The 20662-nt window shown below is 69.4% G+C and carries 14 protein-coding genes; 12 read left to right on the top strand and 2 right to left on the bottom strand.

All coding sequences use genetic code 11. The annotated features are described in order from the left end of the window. Positions 1-3: 3 nt before the first annotated feature. From msrA to FJ887_RS13820, 6 genes are all read left to right on the top strand, one after another. Positions 4-534 carry a peptide-methionine (S)-S-oxide reductase MsrA gene (msrA, locus tag FJ887_RS13845; RefSeq protein WP_137824869.1) on the top strand — a complete coding sequence of 177 codons (531 nt, stop codon included), beginning with the start codon at positions 4-6 and terminating at the stop codon, positions 532-534. Further along, the gene (locus FJ887_RS18585; protein WP_171006998.1) at positions 535-1383 is read left to right on the top strand and encodes a nitroreductase family protein; all 849 of its coding nucleotides are present in this window, start codon (positions 535-537) and stop codon (positions 1381-1383) included. Continuing rightward, a complete protein-coding gene (locus FJ887_RS13835; protein WP_140955501.1) occupies positions 1380-2666 on the top strand; it encodes an MFS transporter in 1287 nt (428 codons plus the stop codon). The genes FJ887_RS18585 and FJ887_RS13835 overlap by 4 nt, the downstream gene beginning before the upstream one ends. Before the next feature lie 535 nt (positions 2667-3201). Next, positions 3202-6906 (top strand): efflux RND transporter permease subunit, encoded by a 3705-nt coding sequence (locus FJ887_RS13830; RefSeq protein ID WP_140955502.1) that lies wholly within the window; start codon positions 3202-3204, stop codon positions 6904-6906. 42 nt (positions 6907-6948) lie between these two features. After that, on the top strand, positions 6949-7716 hold the full coding sequence (locus FJ887_RS13825) for a CPBP family intramembrane glutamic endopeptidase (RefSeq protein WP_137824872.1): 768 nt from the start codon (positions 6949-6951) through the stop codon (positions 7714-7716). A gap of 162 nt (positions 7717-7878) precedes the next feature. Continuing rightward, on the top strand, positions 7879-10380 hold the full coding sequence (locus FJ887_RS13820; protein WP_140955503.1) for a PhoX family protein: 2502 nt from the start codon (positions 7879-7881) through the stop codon (positions 10378-10380). Between the two features lie 172 nt (positions 10381-10552). On the opposite strand, the gene FJ887_RS13815 is transcribed toward FJ887_RS13820, so the two are convergent. Then, positions 10553-11197 carry a VOC family protein gene (locus FJ887_RS13815; protein ID WP_137824873.1) on the bottom strand — a complete coding sequence of 215 codons (645 nt, stop codon included), beginning with the start codon at positions 11195-11197 and terminating at the stop codon, positions 10553-10555. Positions 11198-11364: 167 nt separating this feature from the next. Here FJ887_RS13815 and lysX point away from each other — a divergent pair, with 167 nt between their 5' ends. Genes lysX through FJ887_RS13800 form a run of 3 tightly spaced genes read left to right on the top strand, consistent with a single transcriptional unit; the run spans position 11365 to position 16218 of the window. Next, positions 11365-14592 (top strand): bifunctional lysylphosphatidylglycerol synthetase/lysine--tRNA ligase LysX, encoded by a 3228-nt coding sequence (gene lysX, locus FJ887_RS13810; protein ID WP_219993838.1) that lies wholly within the window; start codon positions 11365-11367, stop codon positions 14590-14592. Positions 14593-14594: 2 nt separating this feature from the next. After that, complete coding sequence (locus tag FJ887_RS13805) at positions 14595-15296, top strand: DUF998 domain-containing protein (RefSeq protein ID WP_140955504.1); 702 nt, start codon at positions 14595-14597, stop codon at positions 15294-15296. Further along, positions 15286-16218 (top strand): alpha/beta fold hydrolase, encoded by a 933-nt coding sequence (locus FJ887_RS13800; protein ID WP_171006999.1) that lies wholly within the window; start codon positions 15286-15288, stop codon positions 16216-16218. Before FJ887_RS13805 ends, FJ887_RS13800 begins: the two co-directional genes overlap by 11 nt. A gap of 18 nt (positions 16219-16236) precedes the next feature. Here FJ887_RS13800 and FJ887_RS13795 read toward each other — a convergent pair whose 3' ends face one another. Next, positions 16237-16725, bottom strand: a complete 489-nt coding sequence (locus FJ887_RS13795; RefSeq protein WP_137824877.1) for an inorganic diphosphatase — start codon at positions 16723-16725, stop codon at positions 16237-16239. Between the two features lie 147 nt (positions 16726-16872). Here FJ887_RS13795 and dacB point away from each other — a divergent pair, with 147 nt between their 5' ends. The 3 genes from dacB to tilS all read left to right on the top strand — a co-directional run bounded on the left by dacB (position 16873) and on the right by tilS (position 20585). Next, positions 16873-18453, top strand: a complete 1581-nt coding sequence (gene dacB, locus FJ887_RS13790) for a D-alanyl-D-alanine carboxypeptidase/D-alanyl-D-alanine endopeptidase (RefSeq protein ID WP_249356679.1) — start codon at positions 16873-16875, stop codon at positions 18451-18453. Beyond that, positions 18450-19466, top strand: coding sequence for an Rv3626c family coenzyme F420 biosynthesis-associated protein (locus FJ887_RS13785; RefSeq protein ID WP_137824878.1), 1017 nt, complete (start codon positions 18450-18452; stop codon positions 19464-19466). Before dacB ends, FJ887_RS13785 begins: the two co-directional genes overlap by 4 nt. Before the next feature lie 195 nt (positions 19467-19661). Next, complete coding sequence (tilS, locus tag FJ887_RS13780) at positions 19662-20585, top strand: tRNA lysidine(34) synthetase TilS (RefSeq protein WP_249356680.1); 924 nt, start codon at positions 19662-19664, stop codon at positions 20583-20585. Positions 20586-20662: the final 77 nt, after the last annotated feature.

The following is a 20662-nucleotide window of genomic DNA, read 5'->3' as shown; positions in this document are numbered from 1 at the left end:
ACTATGAGCGAACTTCGCACCCTCACGCTCGGCGCCGGATGCTTCTGGTGCCTCGATGCCGTCTACCAGCGCACCAAGGGCGTCACCTCGGTGGTCTCCGGATACACCGGCGGTGACACGCCCGACCCCCACTACCGTGAAGTCGCCGGCGGAACGACCGGCCACGCGGAGGCCCTCCAGGTCACCTTCGACCCGGAGATCGTGCCCGAGAGCATCATCCTCGGTCTCTTCTTCACCGGTCACGACCCGACGAGCCTCAACCGCCAGGGCTACGACGTCGGCACCCAGTACCGGTCGGCGATGTTCTACCGCGACGATGACGAGAAGGCTGAGTTCGAGCAGGCGATCGCCGAAGCCCAGGAGTACTTCGACGACCCGATCGTCACGACCCTCGAACCGCTCGGCACCTACTACCCGGCCGAGACCGTCCACCAGGACTTCTACACGAACAACCCCGACAACGGCTACTGCCGGGTGATCATCGACCCGAAGCTGTCGAAGGCGCGGAAGGCCTACGCGAACTGGGTGAGCTGAGTGGGGAGCAAGAAGAAGTCCGGCTGTGGGAAGAAGGCGGCGAAGAAGCCGAAGCGCTCGACCGCCGAGCGTGAGCTCGCGCGCACCCATTTCCTCGATGGGGAGACCGGTCCGTGGGCGAAGAGGCTCGCCGCCCAGGCCGTGAGGACCGCCGCCGGACCGTCGGTCGAGACCGCGCCCACCGAGTCCCGGGATCCGTCCCCGACCTCGGTGGGTTCCACCCTCGCCGAGGCGGGGGAGGAGCGGCGCCCGGGACCGGACTATTCGCAGCCGAGCTCGATCGACGCCCTCGCCGACCCGGTCCTCCACGCTCTGGCGACACGGCGCTCGATCTCGAAGGTCGACCCGGAGACCCCGAGCGATTCCGATCTGCGGGAGATCATCCGCATCATCTCCTCCGTCGCTGACCACAAGGCGCTCAAGCCGTGGCGGTTCGTCATCATCCGCGGAGACGACCGCCTCCGCCTCGGCGCCGCCCTCGACGAGGCCGCAGGCGTCACCCGCGCGCCCGGTGAGGTGAATACGAAACCCCTGCGCGCCGAGCTCCTCCTCGCGCTCGTCGCCTCGCCGACACCGCACCCCAAGGTCCCCGAATGGGAGCAGCACGCGACCGCTGCCGGTGCCGGACACCTCCTCGAACTCGCCCTCTGGCAGGCCGGCTGGGGTGTGATGTGGCGCAGCGGCACCCTGACGAACGCCCCCGCCGTCCGCCGTCTCCACCGGCTGAACGACAGCGAGCTGCTCATGGGCTGGTTCTACATCGGGGGCGTGCCCGATCGCTATCGGGCCCGTCTGACGACGAGCACCCGCCCCCTGCCCGATCCCGACCAGTTCCTCGACACCCTGTGAGAGGCGAGGAGGGGCAGCGCGACGAGGCGGCCGCCGACCTCGACGGCACCGCGCCCGCCGCTGACCGTCGCCTGCCGAAGGAGATTTACGTCCTCGTCGCGGCCGCGTTCATCGTCGCCCTCGGCTACGGCATCATCGCCCCCGTCCTCCCGCAGTTCGCGGCGAGCTTCGACTTCGGGGTGACGGCGGCGACGATCGTCGTCTCCTCGTTCGCGTTCTTCCGGTTCGTCTTCTCCCCGACCTCCGGCCGCCTCGTCGACGCCTTCGGGGAGCGGCGGATCTACATCACCGGTCTCCTCGTCGTCGCCGCCTCCACGGCAGCCGTCGCGTTCGCCCAGAACTACTGGCAGCTGCTGATCTTCCGCGGCCTCGGCGGCATCGGGTCGACGATGTTCACCGTGTCCGCGATGGCCCTCATCATCCGTCTCGCCCCCGTCGATGCCAGGGCGAAGGCGTCGAGCACGTATGCCACCGCGTTCCTCGTCGGCGGCATCGCCGGACCCGTGCTCGGCGGACTCATGGCCGGGTGGGGGATGCGCCTGCCCTTCCTCATCTACGCGATCGGCCTCGTCATCGCCGCCGCCGTCGTGCGGGTGTTCCTCGCTTCGACCGCCTCGGCGGGGTCGGCGACGAAGTCCGGACGGGCGAGGCGTGAGGCCGCGCAGGACGAGCGCGTCCAGGAGGTGATGACGTTCCGACAGGCGTGGCGGGACTCCGCTTACCGCGCAGCGCTCGTCTCCGCGTTCGTCCAGGGCTGGTCGGCGATGGGTATCCGCGTGGCGATCTACCCGCTCTTCGCGATCCAGATCCTGCGCGCCGACACCGCCGTGGCGGGACTGGCGCTGACGATGTTCGCGATCGGCAACGCCTCGGCCGTCGCCGTCGTCGGCCGCTTCGCCGACACGTACGGCCGCAAGCCCTTCATCCTCTGGGGCCTCACCGTCCTCGGAGTCTCGACTGCGGCACTGGCATTCACGGAGACGATCTGGCTCTTCTTCGTGCTCTCGATCATCGCCGGCATCGGCTCGGGGCTGGCCAATCCCGCTCAGCAGGCCGCGGTCGCCGACGTCATCGGCCGCGATCGCAAGGGCGGCCGGGTGCTCGCGAAGTACCAGATGGCCCTCGACGGCGGGGCGATCCTCGGCCCTGTCATCGCCGGCATCGTCATCGACCACGCGAGCTACTCCGCCGCGTTCCTCCTCACCGGTGCCCTCGGCCTCATCGCCGCAGCCGTCTGGATCACGGGCCGCGAGACCCGCCCGCGTGCGGCGGCCGCGGAGTAGGCGCGTTCGCCGTCGGCACCGTCGCCGGCGCGCGAGTGACGTGGGCGTCGACACCGACACGTCGACAGCAGCGTAGTCGGCGCCTTCACCGACGCTCTCAACCGACAGTGACGCCCTCAACCGGCACCGCCGCCGACATCGACGCCCTCAACCGACAAATACGCTCTGCGCTAACGGCGTATTTGTCGGTTGAGGGCGTCGAAGCGGATTCGGGGCGCCGGTGCGGCGGGGTCGGCCGACCGTGTCGGCAGGGACTCAGCGTCGGCGCGCCACCGACGCCCTCACCCGGCAGTGACGCCCTCACCCGGCAGTGACGCCCTCAACCGGCACCGCCGCCGACATCGACGCCCCCAGCCGACAAATACGCTCTGCGCTAACGGCGTATTTGTCGGTTCAGTGCGTCGTTGCGGATTCTGGGCGCCGGTCCGGCAGCGTCGGTCGACCGTGTCGGGCGCACTCACAGTCCCGGTCACTAGGATGACCCTGGTGTCGTATGTCGCGGCTCCGGTCGGCTTCCCGAGAAGAAAGTCCACGAGTGAGTTTTCTGACCCGTCTGAGTCTGAAGAACCGTGCGCTCATCGCACTCATCTCCGTCGTCGCCGTGATCTTCGGCGTCATCGGGGCCGGAGCGCTCAAGCAGGAGCTCTTCCCCTCCCTCGACAATCCGCAGGCCACGGTCACCGCGACGTACGAGGGCGCGACCCCGCAGGCGGTCGAAAGCGAAGTCACCGACCCGCTCGAGGGAGCGCTCGCCCCGCTCTCCGAGGTCGAGGACATGACCTCGGTGTCCTCGGCCGGGTCGTCGACGATCACCGTGAGCACGAAGTACGGCGTGAACTCCGATGACATCGTTCGCACCCTGCAGCGCGCGGTGTCCCAGGTGCAGTCGCAGCTGCCCGAGGGCGTCGAACCCAATGTGCTGACCCTGAGCACCGACGACATCCCCGTCCTCGCACTCTCCGTGACCTCCGACGCCGATGAGGACAAGCTCGCCGCAGAGCTCAACGACATCGTCGAACCCGAACTCTCCAAGGTCGACGGCGTCTCCCAAGTCCAGATCGCCGGGGCCCGGACGAAGCAGGTCGACATCCGCATCCGCCAGGACGACCTCGAGGACGAAGGCGCCAGCGTCGACGAGATCGCCTCACTTCTCCAGTCCAACGGCATCCCCACCTCGGCGGGGGACCTGAACAGCAGCGAGGGCACGGCACCGGTCGAGGTCGGCAGCCGCCTGCGCTCGGTCGACGCGATCAAGAACCTCGCGGTCACCGGCAGCGACGGACCGATCACGCTCGGCGACGTCGCCGATGTCGCGATCGCCGACGCTCCCGTCGAATCGATCTCCCGGACCAACGGCCAGCCCTCGCTGTCGGTGTCGGTGATGAAGGAATCCGACGCGAACACCGTCGACGTCTCCCACGCGGTGGCGGAGCGGCTGCCCGACCTCGAGCGGACGATGGGCGACAACACGGAGTTCGTCTCCGCGTTCGATCAGGCCCCCTTCATCGAGCAGTCGATCGAGGACCTGCTGGGCGAGGGCATGCTCGGCCTCATCTTCGCCGTCCTCGTCATCCTCGTCTTCCTCCTGTCGGTGCGCGCGACGATCATCACCGCGATCTCGATCCCGCTCTCCCTCCTCATCGCCCTCATCGGCCTGTGGGTGGGCGGGGAGACGCTCAACATGCTCACCCTCGGCGCGCTGACGATCTCCGTCGGTCGCGTCGTCGACGATTCGATCGTCGTCATCGAGGCGATCCGTCGTAGGCACGCCGCCGGCGGAGACAAGTTCGCCAACATCCTCGCCGCCGTCGCCGAGGTGGCCGGAGCCATCACCGCCTCGACCCTGACGACGGTCGCCGTCTTCCTCCCGCTCGCGTTCGTCACCGGTCAGACGGGGGAGATGTTCCGTCCCTTCGCGCTCACCGCGACGATCGCCCTGCTCTCGAGCCTCTTCGTCGCGCTGACGATCGTGCCGGTCCTCGCATACTGGTTCCTCAGGCAGCGGGAGTCGACGGTCAAACTCACCCGGGAGGAGAAGGCGGAGATCCGCCGCAGCCGCAGGCAGATGCTCGGGCAATGGCGCACTGAGCGGAAAGCGGCGCGCAAGGCCGCGAAGAAGCAGAGCATCCTCACCGCTGGGCGCCACGATGCCGGCGGCGCCGTCGAGACCGACGAGGGACTCGTGCCCGCGGGGTCGGCAGCCGCGGGCGGGGGATCGCGCCCGCGGTCAGGGTCCGGGGGCGCCTTCGCATCCGATGCCGCGGGGTCCGATGCCGCAAGGTCGGCCGCCTCGGTGGGGCGCGACGAGGCGGAGGTCGACGAACTCGCCGCGCTCCACTCCCCGGTCACGCGCCTGCAGAAGACGTACATGCCGGTGATCTCGTTCTCGACCAAGCATCCGGTCATCATGATCCTCGCCGCGGTCATCATCCTCGTCGGCACCGGACTCATGGTGCCGCAGCTGAAGACCGAGCTCTTCGGCGACACCGGCCAGGAGCAGCTGCAGGTGAGCCAGACCTTCGATCCGGGCACCGACCTCACCGAGGCCTCCGACCAGGCACGGCAGGTCGAGGACATCCTCGCCGCTGATGAGAACGTCGAGTCCTATCAGGTGTCGATCGGCGGGTCGAACTTCGGCTTCGTCGACGATTCGGGCCTGACGGGCACGTACATCGTCAACACGAAGGACGGTGTCTCGGCGCAGTCGGTCACGACCGAGCTGCAGAACGAGTTCGACGCCCTCGAGGGCGTGGGTCAGGTCGAGGTCGAGGATCAGAGTTCGACGCCGGGTGCGCAGACGATCGACGTCACCCTGACGTCCACCGACACGCAGGTCCTCGAGGAGACGACGCAGACCGTCGCCGACCGGCTCGAGCAGGTGCCCGGCACCCAGTCCGTGACGAGCGACGTCGAGGCCGTCCAACCGGTCATCGAAGTCACCGTCGACTCGGAGAAGGCGGCTGAGGAGAACCTCACCGAGGCGGCGATCGGCCAGTACGTCCAGCGGGCGATGCGCGGGCAGACGATCGGCGACGTCGTCATCGACGACGTCACCCATTCCGTCCTCCTCTTCGACCGCGAGGCGACGACGGTCGACGAGCTGCGCAGCCTCGAGATCCCCGCCGCACCCGAGACCCCGACCGCCCCCGGCGGTGCCGGAGCTGGTGCCGGAGCTGGCGCCGGAGCAGGTGCAGGTGCAGGTGCCGGCGCTGGTGCAGGTGCCGGCGCTGGTGCAGGTGCAGGGGCTGCGCCGCCGGCCGAGCCGCGGTTCATCGAACTCGACGAGGTCGCCGACGTCAACGAGGTGAAGACCGCACCGAACATCCGCCACACGAACAGTCAGCGGTCGACGACGGTGTCGGTCACCCCCGCCGGAGACGACCTCGGCACGCTGTCGGCCGATGTGCAGACGGCCCTCGGCGAGGTCGACATCCCCGACGGCGTCACCGTCGACACGGGCGGCGCCACCGAGGAGCAGCAGGACGCGTTCTCCCAGCTGGGGCTGGCGATGCTCGCCGCGATCCTCATCGTCTTCGTCATCATGGTCGCGACCTTCAAGTCACTGCTCCAGCCGCTCATCCTCCTCGTCTCGATCCCGTTCGCGGCGACCGGATCGATCGCGCTGCTCCTCCTCACCGACACCGCGATGGGGCTCACGGCGATGATCGGTCTGCTCATGCTCATCGGCATCGTCGTGACGAACGCGATCGTCCTCATCGACCTCATCAACCACTTCCGCGCCCGCGGGGTCGAGCTGCGGCCGGCGATCGTCGGCGGTGCGCGCCTGCGGTACCGACCGATCCTCATGACGGCGGCGGCGACGATCTTCGCGCTCATCCCGATGGCGCTCGGGCTCACCGGCGGAGGCGTGTTCATCTCGAAGCCGCTCGCGATCGTCGTCATCGGCGGACTCGTCAGTTCGACGATCCTCACGCTCATCCTCGTCCCCGTCCTCTACCTCCTCCTCGAGGGGGCGAAGGAGCGCCGGGCCGAGAAGCGGCACGTGAAGAACATGGCCCGCGGGCAGGTCCTCGACGTCGCCGAGGCGCGCGCCGCCGACCGGGAGACCGCGACCGTGGGTGCCCCGGCCGGGTCAGCGCCAGTCGGGTCAGCGCCGGCCGGATCCCTGTCGCCAGGATCCCCGACCGCGGCCGCCGGATCCGAGCCGGAGTCCGGATCCGAGTCCGAGGCGGGTCCCCGGACAGGTTCCGCCGCGGGCCGCGACGAACCGAAGCACTGACGACGAACCGAAGCACTGACGACGAGACGGAGGAGAACGACGGTGAGCACGGAGACCGCGGCCGCCCCGCGGGAGCGCAGACGCCTGTGGATCGAGCTCGGGCTCGTCGCCGCGCTCTCCCTCGGCCAGTCCGCGGTCTACGCGGTCGTGCGGCTGGCCGACATCGTCACCCGCGGCCCCATCAGCGACGCCGAGGCGAAGCTCAACACCTCACTCAACCCGCGGCCGCTCTTCGACCTCGTCTACCAGCTCCTCGACATCGGGTTCTCCCTCGTCCCCGTCGCGCTCGCCCTCTACCTCCTCACCCGTGACTCCGACCGAAGGCCCCTGAACGAACGCCTCGGCGTCCAGGGCCACAGAGTCCGCGACTTCGGCCAGGGCGTGGGCCTCCTCCTCGTCATCGGGATCGGCACCCTGGGGATCTACGCGGGCGGCAGGGCACTCGGGATCACCGCCGAGGTGCAGCCGGCCAACCTCGGCGACCATTGGTGGACGATCCCCGTCCTCATCCTCGCGGCGGCGAAGAACGGGATCCTCGAAGAGGTCCTCCTCTTCGGATTCGGCGCCGAGCGCCTCCGCGAACTCGGCTATCGGCCGTGGACGATCATCATCGCCCTCGCCCTCTTCCGCGCGAGCTACCACCTCTATCAGGGGATCGGGCCGTTCCTCGGGAACTTCGCGATGGGCATCATCTTCGGGTGGTTCTTCATGCGCACCGGTCGGCTCATGCCGCTCGTGTGGGCGCACACGCTCATCGACGTCGTCGGATTCGTCGCCCCCGGGGTGCTCGCCCTCGTCGACCCCCGGTGATCCGACAAGGGTCCTTCGGCATTCACCTCGCGTTCACCGTCTCGTCGGCTGGCCGCCAACCGGCGCTGGAAGCCTCGGGCGAGTGTGCACCGCGGGTGCGGCTGCCGCGACCCGGCAGCACAGCGGTGCCGAGCGAATCGTCGGATCCGAGGAGACCACCCGATGGCACCATTGCGCCAGCTGCTGCCCATGGCCGGACACGTGCGCGGCAAGCGCAGCCCTGTGACCTGCGCTCTCAAATGCGACAACGCGTGTGCGAAGGAGATCTGCAACACCTCGTCCAACGGCTACTTCCGCGACATCGTCGGGGCGCAGCTGAGCCGGCGGGCCATGCTCGGCGCCTCGGCGGCAGGCGCTCTCGCCGTCGCCGTGACGACGGCCCCGAGCCCCACCGCCCGCCGTGCGGCCGCAGCCCCCGGCGGCACCCTCGAGTTCTCCGCGATCGAGCCCGTCCAGTTCGAGGTCGACGAGCTCGTCGTGCCGGAGGGCTACTCGTGGCATCCGATCGTGCGCTGGGGCGACCCGCTGTTCCCTGACGCGCCGAAGTTCGACCCGGAGAACCAGACCGTCGAGGCGCAGCGGAAGCAGTTCGGCTACAACAACGACTTCCTCCAGATCCAGATCGACGACTCCGGGGACGGCAATCGGGCAGTGCTCTTCGCCAATCAGGAGTACACGAACGACGCCATCATGTACCCCGATGACATGGAGGAGTCCCGCAGACGCGCCATCAGCCGGGACGCGCACGGACTCACCGTCGCCGAACTGAAGCGGACGAACGAGACGACCCCGTGGACGCTCGACGTCAGCGGGCAGCGCAACCGCCGGTTCCTCATCGACACCGAATACGCGTTCACCGGTCCCGCCGCGGGCACCGACATGCTCCGGACGAAGGACTACCCCAACGGCGACCGGGTCCAGGGCACGCTCGGCAACTGCGCCGGCGGGCTCACCCCGTGGGGCACCCTGGTCTCCGGGGAGGAGAACTTCAACTCGTACTTCAGGGCGGTGGGCACCTCGGCGGCGGACAAGCGCTACGGGCTGACCGACGAGCCGTCCGCGTACGGATGGGAAGCCGATCTCGACCGCTTCGACACGAACTCCGCCGGGTACGCCAACGAAGCCAACCGCTTCGGCTGGATCGTCGAGGTCGATCCGTGGGACCCGAACTCGACCCCGCTCAAGCACACGAACATGGGCCGCTTCAAACACGAGGGTGCGAACATCACCATCGCCGACTCCGGCCACGCAGTCGCCTACATGGGTGATGACGAGAAGTTCGACTACCTCTACAAGTTCGTCTCGAAGGACACGTACGTCGAGGGTGACCGGCAGCGGAACATGCGACTGCTCTCCGAGGGCGACCTCTACGTCGCGAAGTTCACCGGCAACTCGCCGAAGGGCGAGATCGACGGCAGCGGAGCAGTGCCGTCCGACGGTGAGTTCGACGGGTCCGGGCAATGGCTGCCGCTGGTCAAGGACGGACAGTCGCAGGTGGCCGGCATGTCTGTCGCCGAGGTGCTCGTCAACACCCGTCTGGCCGCCGACAAGGTGGGCCCGACGAAGATGGACCGCTGCGAGGACGTCGAACCCAACCCGGTCAACGGGAAGATCTACGTCGCGTGCACGAACAACTCCGACCGCGGGACGGACGGAAAGGCCGCCGCCGACGAGGCGAACCCGCGCACGGAGAACCGCGACGGGCACATCGTCGAGATCACCGAACGCGGCGGCGACCACACGGGCACCGAATTCGACTGGACGCTGCTCCTCGTCTGCGGCGACCCGAAGCAGGGAGACGCCACGTACTTCTCCGGGTTCCCCGCCGACCAGGTCTCGCCGATCTCGTGCCCGGACAACGTCACCTTCGACACCGCCGGGAACCTGTGGATCTCGACCGACGGCGCCCCCGACGGCATCGGGTACTGCGACGGACTCTTCAGGGTGACCATCGAGGGCGATGAGCGCGGTCGCGTCGAACAGTTCCTCTCCGTGCCGCGGGAAGCCGAGGTCTGCGGTCCGCTCGTCCACGACTCCTACGACTCGGCATTCGTCGCCGTCCAGCATCCGGGTGAGGACGGCGAGTGGTCGAATCAGCACTCGCGCTTCCCCGACTACGTCGAGGAGACCGACGTCGACGCCGGAGTCGCCGCCCTGCCGCGACCGACCGTCGTCCAGGTCATCAAGGGCAGCGGCGAGGATCCGACCGCCCCGCCGACCGAGGACCCCAAGGACGCCGACCAGGACTCCGACGGCGGAAACGGCGACGAGGACTCGGACAACGGCGACGAGGACGGCGCGAACGCCGGATCGGCCGCTGACTCGTCCGGCTCGACGAACGGGTCGCAGGACGGGGCGAAGGATGCCGCAGCCGCCGGTGCGGCGGCCGCAGGCGATGCGGGCTCGGGAGGGTCCGGCGCGGGCTCGGGTGGTTCCGGTGCAGGCTCCGGGTCCGGCGGATCGGGCTCGGGAGGTGCCGGCTCGAACGGCGGCGACCTGCCGCGGACGGGCACCGACGCCACTCTGCCCCTCCTCGGCGGGGGAGCGGGACTGCTCGCGGCCGGTGGTGCACTGGCCACGGCCGCTCACCTCAAGCGGAAGAAGGCCGCCGAGGCGGTCCCGACGGACCCGACCGACGGCACCGAGGGCCCGACCCCGGCCTGAGGCTGCGTTTGCACAGCACCGAGGTGATTGCGCCGGTTCGGCGCAATCACCTCGGTGCTGTGAGGACAAACGGTCAGCCGGGCAGGCAGCGCGACCGTGCGGCGGGCAGACCTCATCGTCTGCGATGTCTGCGGCCGTGCCGAAGGTCTCCGGCCGCACCGAGGTGCCCGGCTCAGATCGTGACGAGGCCGTTCTTCTCGGTCTCGAACGTCACCGACATGATGCCGGGGGCGCCGTGCGGGGCCGACCAGTCGATGTGGATCTCCGGGATCGGCTTGGCATCGTCGGTGCCGAGCCAGTCGCGCAGGCGGTCGCGGTCGCCCGCGATCTGGAGGGTGTCGATCGAGACATCCTCGTTAGTCTTGTACGAGGAGGGATGCTGAGACGAATCGGCGGACCACTTGATGAAGAACGGCAGCTGGGGGTCGGCGATGAGCCCCTTGACACCGATCTGCAGCCACTTGAGCTCTTCTCCCGACTCGGGCGTGCGATTGCCGTCGACGGCCTTGCGCTCAAGGCGAGTCTCGACCTCGGAGAGGTCGTCGACGGACACGCACCAGCCCATCCAGCCGCCGCCGAGTTCGGAGCGCGTCCGCACAGCTTGACCGAAGGGTGTCGAGAGAGCGGCCGGGTGCTCCAAGGCTTCGACGACTTCGAGGTAATGGCCGCCCGCAAGCGGGAAGATGAGATTCCGGGTACCGAAACGCGGATGCACCCCGCCGTCGTAGGGAACCACTCCGAGCTGGTCCGAGATGCGCTCGGCGGTCGCTCGATAGCCGTCAGGTTCACTGGCGAAGGACACATGGTCGAGTTTCATGTCACGAGAATCGCACACCCTGGCCCACACTTCTCATTAGGGTAACCTAAGCAGAAATCGCGCGGTCGGCCATTGCCGTCGGCCGTCGCTTCCGTGGCACCATATGTGACCTGGGCAACAGGAGCGACGTGGCCTGGTCCGCACCTGAGGGCCCACGCCGGAGCAGTGTGAAAGGATTCTCCCCATGCCCCCCCTCTGACATCTCCCCGCCGACAGACACCCCGTTCTTCGTCCGCTGGCTGCCCCGCGTGCTCACGATCCTCGCCGTGCTCATGCTCGTCAACCTCGTCACCCCGGTGGACAGCTGGCTCGGCCAGGTCTTCGAGTTCCTCTGGACATGGGTCGTCCTCGTCACCCCGGTCGACTTCGTCTCCTCGGTCGTGCTCATCGTGCTCGCTGCCGCTCTGAGCTTCCGCAAGCGCGTCGCCTGGTGGGTCTTCGTCGTCCTGCTTGCCGTTCTCCTCGCCCTCTACGTCCTCCTCGTCGTCGGCTTCGCCGTCCTGGCTCCCGAAGAGCTGACCGTCGATCTCGCCACGGCGGCGATCCTCCCGGTCGCGGGTCTCGTCGGAGCGCTCATCTACCGCAGGTGGTACACCGCGAAGACGCAGCCGCGGGGCTTCCTCAAAGCCATCGCGGTCCTCGCCATCGGCATCGTCATCACCGTGCTCGTGGTGCTCACCTGCCAGTTCGTCATCGGAGGTCTGACGATGACCCAGGCGAGGGACATCGTCCTCGAACTCTTCGGCGCCAAGCAGAACACCGAATCGAGCTGGATGCTCACGGTCTTCGGCTTCGGATCCGGAGCGAGCATCATCCTCGCCTTCTGGACGCTCCTGCGGTCCGCCCGCGACGCCGAGCGCATCGACATCGCCCAGGAGCGCGAGATCCGGCAGGGACTGGCCGACCACGACTCGGACTCCCTCGGCTACTTCTCGACGAGGCGCGACCGGTCCGCCTTCTTCACCGACGACTGCGTCCTGACCTATCGGGTCCAGGCCGGTGTCTGCCTCGTCGCGAGCGATCCCATCGGGCCGCCGTCCCAGTGGGTGGGGGCCGCCCGCGCGTTCGTCGCCTATGCCGAGTCCTACGGCTGGGTTCCCGCCGTGCTCGCGGCGTCGAAGCAGGGTGCGCAGGCGTACCACGACGCGGGTCTCAAAGTCCTCCACGTCGGCGATGAAGCGGTGCTCTTCACGAAGGACTTCACCCTCTCCGCGCTGCCCGAGGTCCAGCGCGCGGTCGCGAAGCTCTCGGGCCTCGGCTACACGATCCGCACCCGCAGGCAGGCCGAGATCCCCGCCGACGACCTCGAGCGCCTCTCCCGATTCGCCGACGAATGGCGCGACGGCGACACCGAGCGGGGATTCTCCATGGCCCTCGGCCGTTTCGGTGACCCTGCCGACGCCGACGGCCTCGTCATCGAAGCGCTCTTCCCCGCCGATGCGGGGACCCTCGCCGGGACCACGGCGGGCCTCCTCTGCTTCGTGCCGTGGGGGAACTCCGGAGCGTCCCTCGACCTCATGCGCCGTCACCCGTTCGCGGAGAACGGCGTCACGGAGTTCATGGTCGCCGGCCTCATGCGCGAGGCACCGGACCTGGGCATCGCGTCGGTCTCACTCAACTTCGCCGTCTTCCGCTCCGCGTTCGAGCAGGGCAAGGAGCTCGGGGCCGGGCCGATCAAGCGACTGTGGCGCAACGTCCTCCTCTACCTCTCCCGGTTCTGGCAGCTCGAATCCCTCTACCGGTCCAATGAGAAGTACCATCCGACCTGGGTGCCCCGGATGCTCTGCTATCCGGAAGGGTCGGACCTCGCCCGGATCGGCCTGGCCGTGAGCATCGCCGAAGGCTTCCTCACCCCGCCGAAGATCTTCGGCAAGGGTCAGCACGACCAGCCGATCTACACCCCGGAGGAAGCCGCTCCGCTGCTCGGGATCACCGCCTCGGCGCCGGTGGCCGATTCCGCGTCCCGGGTTCCCGATCAGGTGCGCCACCGTCTCGATGTGCGCGAGCGGATGCTTGCCTCCGGGGTGGAGCCCTATCCCGCCGAGGCGGCCGCCGACGCCGTGCCCGGCACCGTCCTCGACGGGCGGGTGCTCGGCATCCGCGACCACGGCGGAGTCGTCTTCCTCGACCTGCGCACCCAGGGCCACGACGTCCAGCTCGTGTGCGAACGCGACAACCTCGGCGCCGAATCCCTCTCCCGGCTGCAGTCGTGGCTCTCCCGCGGTGACCGGATCTCCGTGACCGGCTACGACGGCGTCTCCCGCACCGGCACCCCGTCGTTCATCGTCACCGGATGGACGATGACGGCGAAGTCCCTGCGTCCGTGGCCGAGCCTCCACGAGGGGCTGACCGACCCGGAGGCGAAGGTGCGCCAGCGCTACCTCGACTTCACGATGAACACCGGCCAGCGCGACCTCATGGTCGTCCGCTCGCTCGCGTTCCAGACGATCAGGGAGACCCTGCAGTCGCGGGACTTCCTCGAGGTCGAGACCCCGATCCTCCAGACTGTCCACGGCGGGGCGAACGCGCGGCCGTTCCTCACCCACATCAATGCCTACAACCTCGACCTCTACCTCCGCATCGCCCCGGAGCTCTACCTCAAGCGGCTCCTCGTCGGCGGCTTCGACCGGGTGTTCGAGATCGGGCGGAACTTCCGCAACGAGGGCGTCGACGCGACCCACAACCCGGAGTTCTCGATGCTCGAGGCCTACCAGGCCGGCGGCGACTACACCACGATGCGCGAGCTCACCCGCACGATGGTCATCAACGCCGCCCAGGCGTCGCTGGGCACGACGATCGTGCGCGGCACCGTCGACGGCGTCGACCACGAGATCGACCTTGCCGATGAGTGGACGACGATCTCGCTCACCGACGTCGTCTCGCAGAAGATGGGCGAGGAGGTCACGACCGACACCTCGATCGAGGCGCTGCGCACCCTGGCGCGGAAGGCCGGGGTCACCGTCAACCCGAAGTGGGGATGGGGCATGCTGCTCCAGGAGATCTACGAGGAGGTCGCGGAGTCCCAGACGGTCGCCCCGACCTTCTACACGGACTTCCCGGCCGAGACCTCGCCGCTGACCAGGCAGCATCGCACGGACCCGAAGCTCGCCGAGAAGTGGGACCTCATCATCTTCGGCTCCGAGCTCGGCACTGCGTACTCCGAGCTCGTCGACCCCGTCGTCCAGCGACAGCGCCTGACTGCTCAGTCGCTGGCCGCCGCCGGCGGCGACCCCGAGGCGATGGAGCTCGACGAGGACTTCCTCCGCGCCCTCGAGTACGGCATGCCGCCGGCCGGTGGGCTCGGCATGGGACTCGACCGGCTCGTCATGCTCTTCACCCAGCAGACGATCCGGTCGACGATCACCTTCCCGCTGGCCAAACCGCGCGGATACTGAGCATGCGCCGCACCGCCGTCCTCCTCGCCGCAGCCGTGCTGCTGTCCTACGACTCGTGGGTCCTGCTGGCGCTGAGCCCGCAGCCGTACCCGCTGGCCGGCTACGTCTCGGAGCTCGCCGCAGCCGATCAGCCGTATTCGTGGGTCTTCCGCACCGGTGACGCGATCGCCGGAGCCCTCATGGTCCTCATCGCGGGCCTCGGGGTGCGGGGGTGGCGGACGCGCTTCGGGCGGCTCTCGGTCTGGGTGGCGGTCGCCGTGGCGATCACGGGACTCGGCACGATCGGCGATGCCATCGCCGCGCTGCCGTGCGCGCAGAGCTTCGACGATGCCTGCTACGCCGAGTACACCGCGAATCCGCTGCGGCCCGACTTCCTCCTCCACGCGATCGCCTCCTCGCTCGTCGCGCTCGGGGCCCTGGCGAGCATGCTCCTCGCCTTCCTCGCCCTGCGCCGGCAGGGCAGGGTGCGCACGGCGTATGCCCGCGGGGTCGTCATCATGCTCGCGGCCCTGCTGGTGACGAATGTGTCCTCGGTCGTCATCGAGATGCTGTGGCGGACCGGGCAGGGCTACGTCCAGGCCGTCGCCGTGCTCATCATCGCCGCGTGGGCAGCGCACCTCGGCTGGGCGGCCGTCATCGACCGCGGCACCGGAACCCGGAACCCTGCCGAGGCGGTCGACAGTGAGGACAGCCGTGTCAGCTGAGAGCCGGTTCGCAGATCTCGCGACGACCGTCATCGACGGGTACACGGTCTATCGGCGCCCGGGCACCGCCTCGGCGGGGGAGTCCGGTGACAGTGCCGAGGCGCGCCGGGCCCATGACGACGGTGCAGCGCTCGAGGACGGTGCCGACGCATTGCCGGTCCTGCTGCTCAACGGCTGTGCGATCGCGGCGGCGAGCTGGGCCCCGGTCATCGAGGCGATGCCCGACCGCGATGTCATCGCCAGCGACCGCCCAGGGTTCGCCGGCACCGCCTGGCCGGGCATCCTGCCCGACCTCGCCACGGAGATCGCGTCGATGGAGCGGGCGATCTCAGGACACGAGCGTGTCGTCATCGTCGCCCATTCGATGGCGTCGTTCCGCGCCGAGGCGTTCGCCCGGCTGCATCCGCAGCGCGTGGCCGGCATCGTCCTCGTCGATCCGTCGATCGAGGACTACCGGCACCGGGGCAGCGCCGGCGCCCTGTCGCGGGCGACCCTGCTGCCCATCCTCGGGGCGCTGACGACGCGCACGGAGATCGGGCAGCTCGCCTCGCTGCTGTCCCACCGCGGGTTCGCGCGGCAGTCGGGGTCGGGCCGTGCGCTCGATCAGGCGGCGTTCAAGGATCCCTACGCCGATCCGGAGACGCTCAAGGCCTCACTCGCGGAATGGCTGAGCTACCGCAGTCAGGGGGCGGATCTCCACGCCCTGCGTCAGTCGACGGAGCCGGTCGGCGCCCCCACCTCGGCGCTCGAGGCCCCACCCCTGTCGAACCTGCGCCGTGAGCGGATCCTCGGCCGGGCGTTCGCCGACCTGCGGAGGCGAGAGGTCCTCGACTCCCGGCATCTGATGATGATCGACCGCCCCGACGTGATCGTCGAGGCGGTCGATGAGGTGAGCCGGGCGGCTCGAGCCGCGGAGGCCTGAGCCGCGGTCAGCGCCTGCTCAGTGGTCGCTGGTCTTGAAGCGCTCGATCGAGGCGTTGACCTCGGCTTCGGCCTCGGCGCGGCCGACCCAGTTCGATCCCTTGACGAACTTGCCGGGCTCGAGGTCCTTGTAGCGGGTGAAGAAGTGCTCGATCTCGTCGAGGGTGAACTGGTTGACGTCCGCGATGTCCTGGTAGGAGTCCCAGCGCGGATCGCCCGCGGGCACGGCGAGAACCTTGTCGTCGCCACCGGCTTCGTCCTCCATCTGGAACATGCCGATCGGGCGGACGTCGGCCTGCACACCGGGGAACAGGGGCTCGGTGAGCAGCACGAGCACATCGAGGGGATCCCCGTCGTTGCCGAGGGTGTCCTCGATGAAGCCGTAGTCCGCGGGGTACTGCATCGAGGTGAAGAGGTAGCGGTCGAGCTTGACCCGGCCGGTCTCATGGTCGACTTCGTACTTGTTGCGCGAACCGCGGGGGATCTCGATCGTGGCCAAGAGTTCCATAGTGCTCCTTACGCGTTAGGGTGGCATCACTAGGATAGTGCCTATGCGTCCCCACCGCCGACACGCCTCGACCCTCCTCAGCCGGCCCCGCAACCGGCGACAGCCGCGAGGGAGGACGTGCCCGACGACACGAACAGGAGCCCGCGTTTGACCCCCACGACGCCGCAGGACTCTCAGCCCGAGGAGGAACCGCGAGCCGGGTCCGGATCGGCAGGTGCTGATTCGGCGGGGACAGGGTCGACGGGGGCAAGCGGCTCGGGTCCGCGCGGTGAGCGGAAGCGCTCGGGCAAGCGGCTCGCCGCCGGCATCACCGCAGGCGTCCTCCTCGCCGGTGCCCTCGGATACGGAGTCGCCGATGCCGCCGACGTCGTCCCCGGCTTCCTCACCACGGAACCGGCGATCGAGGTCGACCCGCTGCCGCAGCCGGTCGCCGCCGGACAGGACGTGCCCGCCCCCGCCTCGGCGCTCACCGATTCCGCCCCGATCCCACAGAGCGCCGGCAGCGAACTCGAGCGCATCCTCGGCGACTCGCAAGTCAAGGGATTCGGCGTCGAGGTCCGCGACGCCCTGACTGACCAGGTGCTCTTCGCCACCGACGAGAACCGGGCGCGGACGCCGGCCTCGGTGACGAAGGTGCTCACCGCTTCCGCCGCGCTGCTCGCGATCGGCGGTGAACAGCGGCTGTCGACGACGGCTGCCTTCGATCCGGCGACGTCGACGGTCACGCTCGTCGGCGGTGGGGACGTCCTCCTCGGTGCCGGCGAATCCCAGCCCGGTGCCGTCAACGGCCACGCGGGGCTGAAGACCCTGGCGGAGGAGACCGCGGCGGCGCTCAAGGAGCGGCAGGTCACCGAGGTGGCGCTCGCCGTGGACACGAGCCGCTACCCGGGCAACGACTTCAACCCGAGCTGGGAGCGGGCGGACATCGCCAAGGGCGTCATCACCCCGATCCAGCCCCTCATGGTCGACAGCGGGTACGTCGGGGACCCGTCCGCGGCCTGGCGCGGTCGCAGCGAGAACCCGTCGGCCGATGCGCTCGCGGCGTTCCGCACCGCCCTCGAAACCGCGGGGATCACCGTCACCGATCAGCAGGCAGCCCCCGGCGCCGCGGACACTGCGGGGACGACACCGGACCCGACGGACACCTCGGCGGGCTCGGAAGGGCCCGCGACGCTTGCGACGGTGGAATCGGCGACGATCTCCGAGATCGTCGAGTACGCCCTCGTCCACAGTGACAATGTCGTCGCCGAGGTGCTCGGCAACGAGGTCGCGATCGCCCAGGGCATGCCCGGCAGCCTCGAGAACGGACCGAAGGCCGTCATCGCCGCCCTCGAGGACACCGTCGACCTCGGGCAGACGCAGCTCTACGACACCTCGGGACTCGACTACGGCAACCGGATCAGCCCGCACGACCTCACGACGGTCCTCCAGGCCTCGGTCGTCGCCGAGGACTCGCTCTCAAGCCTCATCAGCTACTTTCCCGTCGGCGGGCTGACCGGCACGCTCACCGACCGGTTCGGCGACGACCCCAACGCCGCGGGCGCCGTGCACGCGAAGACGGGGACCCTGTCGACGGTGACTTCGCTGGCCGGGGGAGTCCTCGACGCCGACGGCCGCTACCTCGTGTTCTCGTTCCAGATCGACGGCGTCGACCGGGCGAAGATCCTCGAGGCCCGCAAGACCGTCGACGACGCCGTGTCCGCGCTGGCCGATTGCGGGTGCTCATGATCATCGACGAGAACTTCACCGTCCGCACGGCCCGCGAGGTCGTCTCCGCTCCGAAACCGCCGGCGGCGAGCACGCTTGAGGAGCTCGTCGCCGGGATGAAGGACAATGCGCTCACCGCGCAGGACCTCGTCGTCGATTCGTTCCTGCTGGCCCCTGACCACGCCGACGACGTCCGCACCCGGCTGGCGGCAGGGTCCGTGCTCGTCCTCGACCAGGTCGGCTGGATCAAGGCGAACGCCGAATCACTCAACGGGATGGTCGACGTCTCCGCCCTGCCGGGCGTCCCCGGTCCCGCCTCGCAGCGGGCAGCCGCCGTCGAGGTGGCCGGTGTCCTCTCCCTGCTCTCGACGCGCGTGCTCGGCCAGTTCGACCCCTTCGCCCGGGAATCCGGGCGACTGATGTTCATCGCCCCGTCGGTGCTCATCGCGGAGGAGGCGATGAAGGTCGACCCCCGGGACTTCCGGATGTGGGTCGCCCTCCACGAAGCCACCCACCAGGTCCAGTTCGCCACCGCGCCGTGGCTGCGCGAGCACATGCGCGGGCTGCTCTCGCAGTTCGTCTCGACCCCGCTCTCGACTCCGGGATGGTCGACCGTCGCCGAGGTGTTCGCCACCTTCGGACGCATCATCCGCGGTCAGGCGAGCATGGTCGACCTCATCACGAACGAGGGGATGAAGACGGCGCTCACCGATGCCTCGGCAATCCTCAGCCTGCTCGAAGGTCATGCGGACGTCGTCATGGACGAGGTCGGCATCGGCGTCATCCCCAGCGTGCGCAAGCTGCGCCGCCGGTTCGAGGCGCGCCGGGACGCCGGACAGGGCGGGTTCCTCTCGAATCTGCTGGGGATGAACCTCAAGCTCGCGCAGTACCGCGACGGGGCGAAGTTCGTCCGCGAGGTCCGGGCCGCGGTCGGCCAGTCCGGGTTCGGCGCGGTCTACGCGAGCGCGGAGAACCTGCCCACGGCCCCGGAGATCCAGACGCCGCGGCTGTGGCTCGACCGCGTCCACGGGTGAGCGACGGCATGCGACGGACGGGAGCGCGGCGCCGTGGCTGAGGCGGGGCGCCGACCGACGCTCGATCCGGCGAGTGCCGCGATCCGCGCCGCCGTCCGCGTGACGCTGGCAGACGCGGGGGATCGGGGGCGATCTCAAGCGGGCGGGGAGTCACGTGAGTCCACGCTCGCTTCCGGGGAACCGCAATCGTCAGCTGTGCCGCGTCTCATCGTCGCGGTCTCCGGCGGCGCCGATTCGATGGCGCTGCTCCACGCGTGCGCGTTCCTCCACCGCCGCGGCGAGGTCGAGGCGCTCGCCGTCACCGTCGACCACGGTCTGCAGGCGGAATCCGCCGAGGTGGCCGCGACCGTGGCGGCCACCGCTGAGTCCTGGGGTGTGCCCGCGACGATCGCGCCCGTCACCGTCACGCACGGCGCCGACGGCATCGAAGCCGCGGCACGAGACGCCCGCTATGCCGCGCTCGAGACCGCCCTGGCAGCGCATGAGGCGGACTGGATCCTCACCGCCCACACCCGCAGCGACCAGGCCGAGACGGTGCTGCTCGGGCTGCTCCGCGGTTCGGGCACCCGGTCGCTGGCCGGCATGGCGGTGCGGTCCGGGCCTGTGCTGCGCCCCCTGCTCGACATCGACCGGGCCGCGACCGAAGCCGCATGCCGGGCGCAGGGTATCGCCGTCTGGCACGATCCGATGAATGCCGATGCCGCATTCGCCAGGGTGCGGGTGCGCGGTCTGCTCGCCGTGCTCGAGGCCGAGCTCGGTCAGCCGGTCACCGACAATCTCGCCCGGACGGCTGAGCTCTGCCGCGCCGACGCGGACGTCCTCGACGCGGCCGCCGCGGACGTCCTCGCCGAGATCCGGGGCGCGTCCGAGGTTCCGCTCGACCGCCTCGGCGACCATCCCGAGGCGATCCTCTCCCGCGTGCTGCGCGGGTGGCTGCTCTCACTCGGAGTGCCCGCACAGTCCTTCGGTTCGACCCGCATCCGCGATCTCATGGCGCTCATCAGGGAGGATGAGGGAACGGGTCGGGTTCGCCGTCTGTCCTTCCCGGGCGACACCGAGGTCGTCGTCAGCCACGGCACCGTGCGCTTCGGCTTCGCCGCCAAGCACCCGGAGTCATAGAGCTCGGACGTCCACCCGCCACCATGCACTCCGCTGAGTCGCGAATCCGCCGCGTGCACGGGTTGTGCGTGACGCTC

This window comes from Brevibacterium sp. XM4083, from assembly GCF_006489205.2.
Classification (GTDB): Bacteria; Actinomycetota; Actinomycetes; order Actinomycetales; family Brevibacteriaceae; genus Brevibacterium.
The sequence above is the reverse complement of the archived record's forward strand: the minus strand, read 5'-3'. Positions and strand labels throughout refer to the sequence as shown.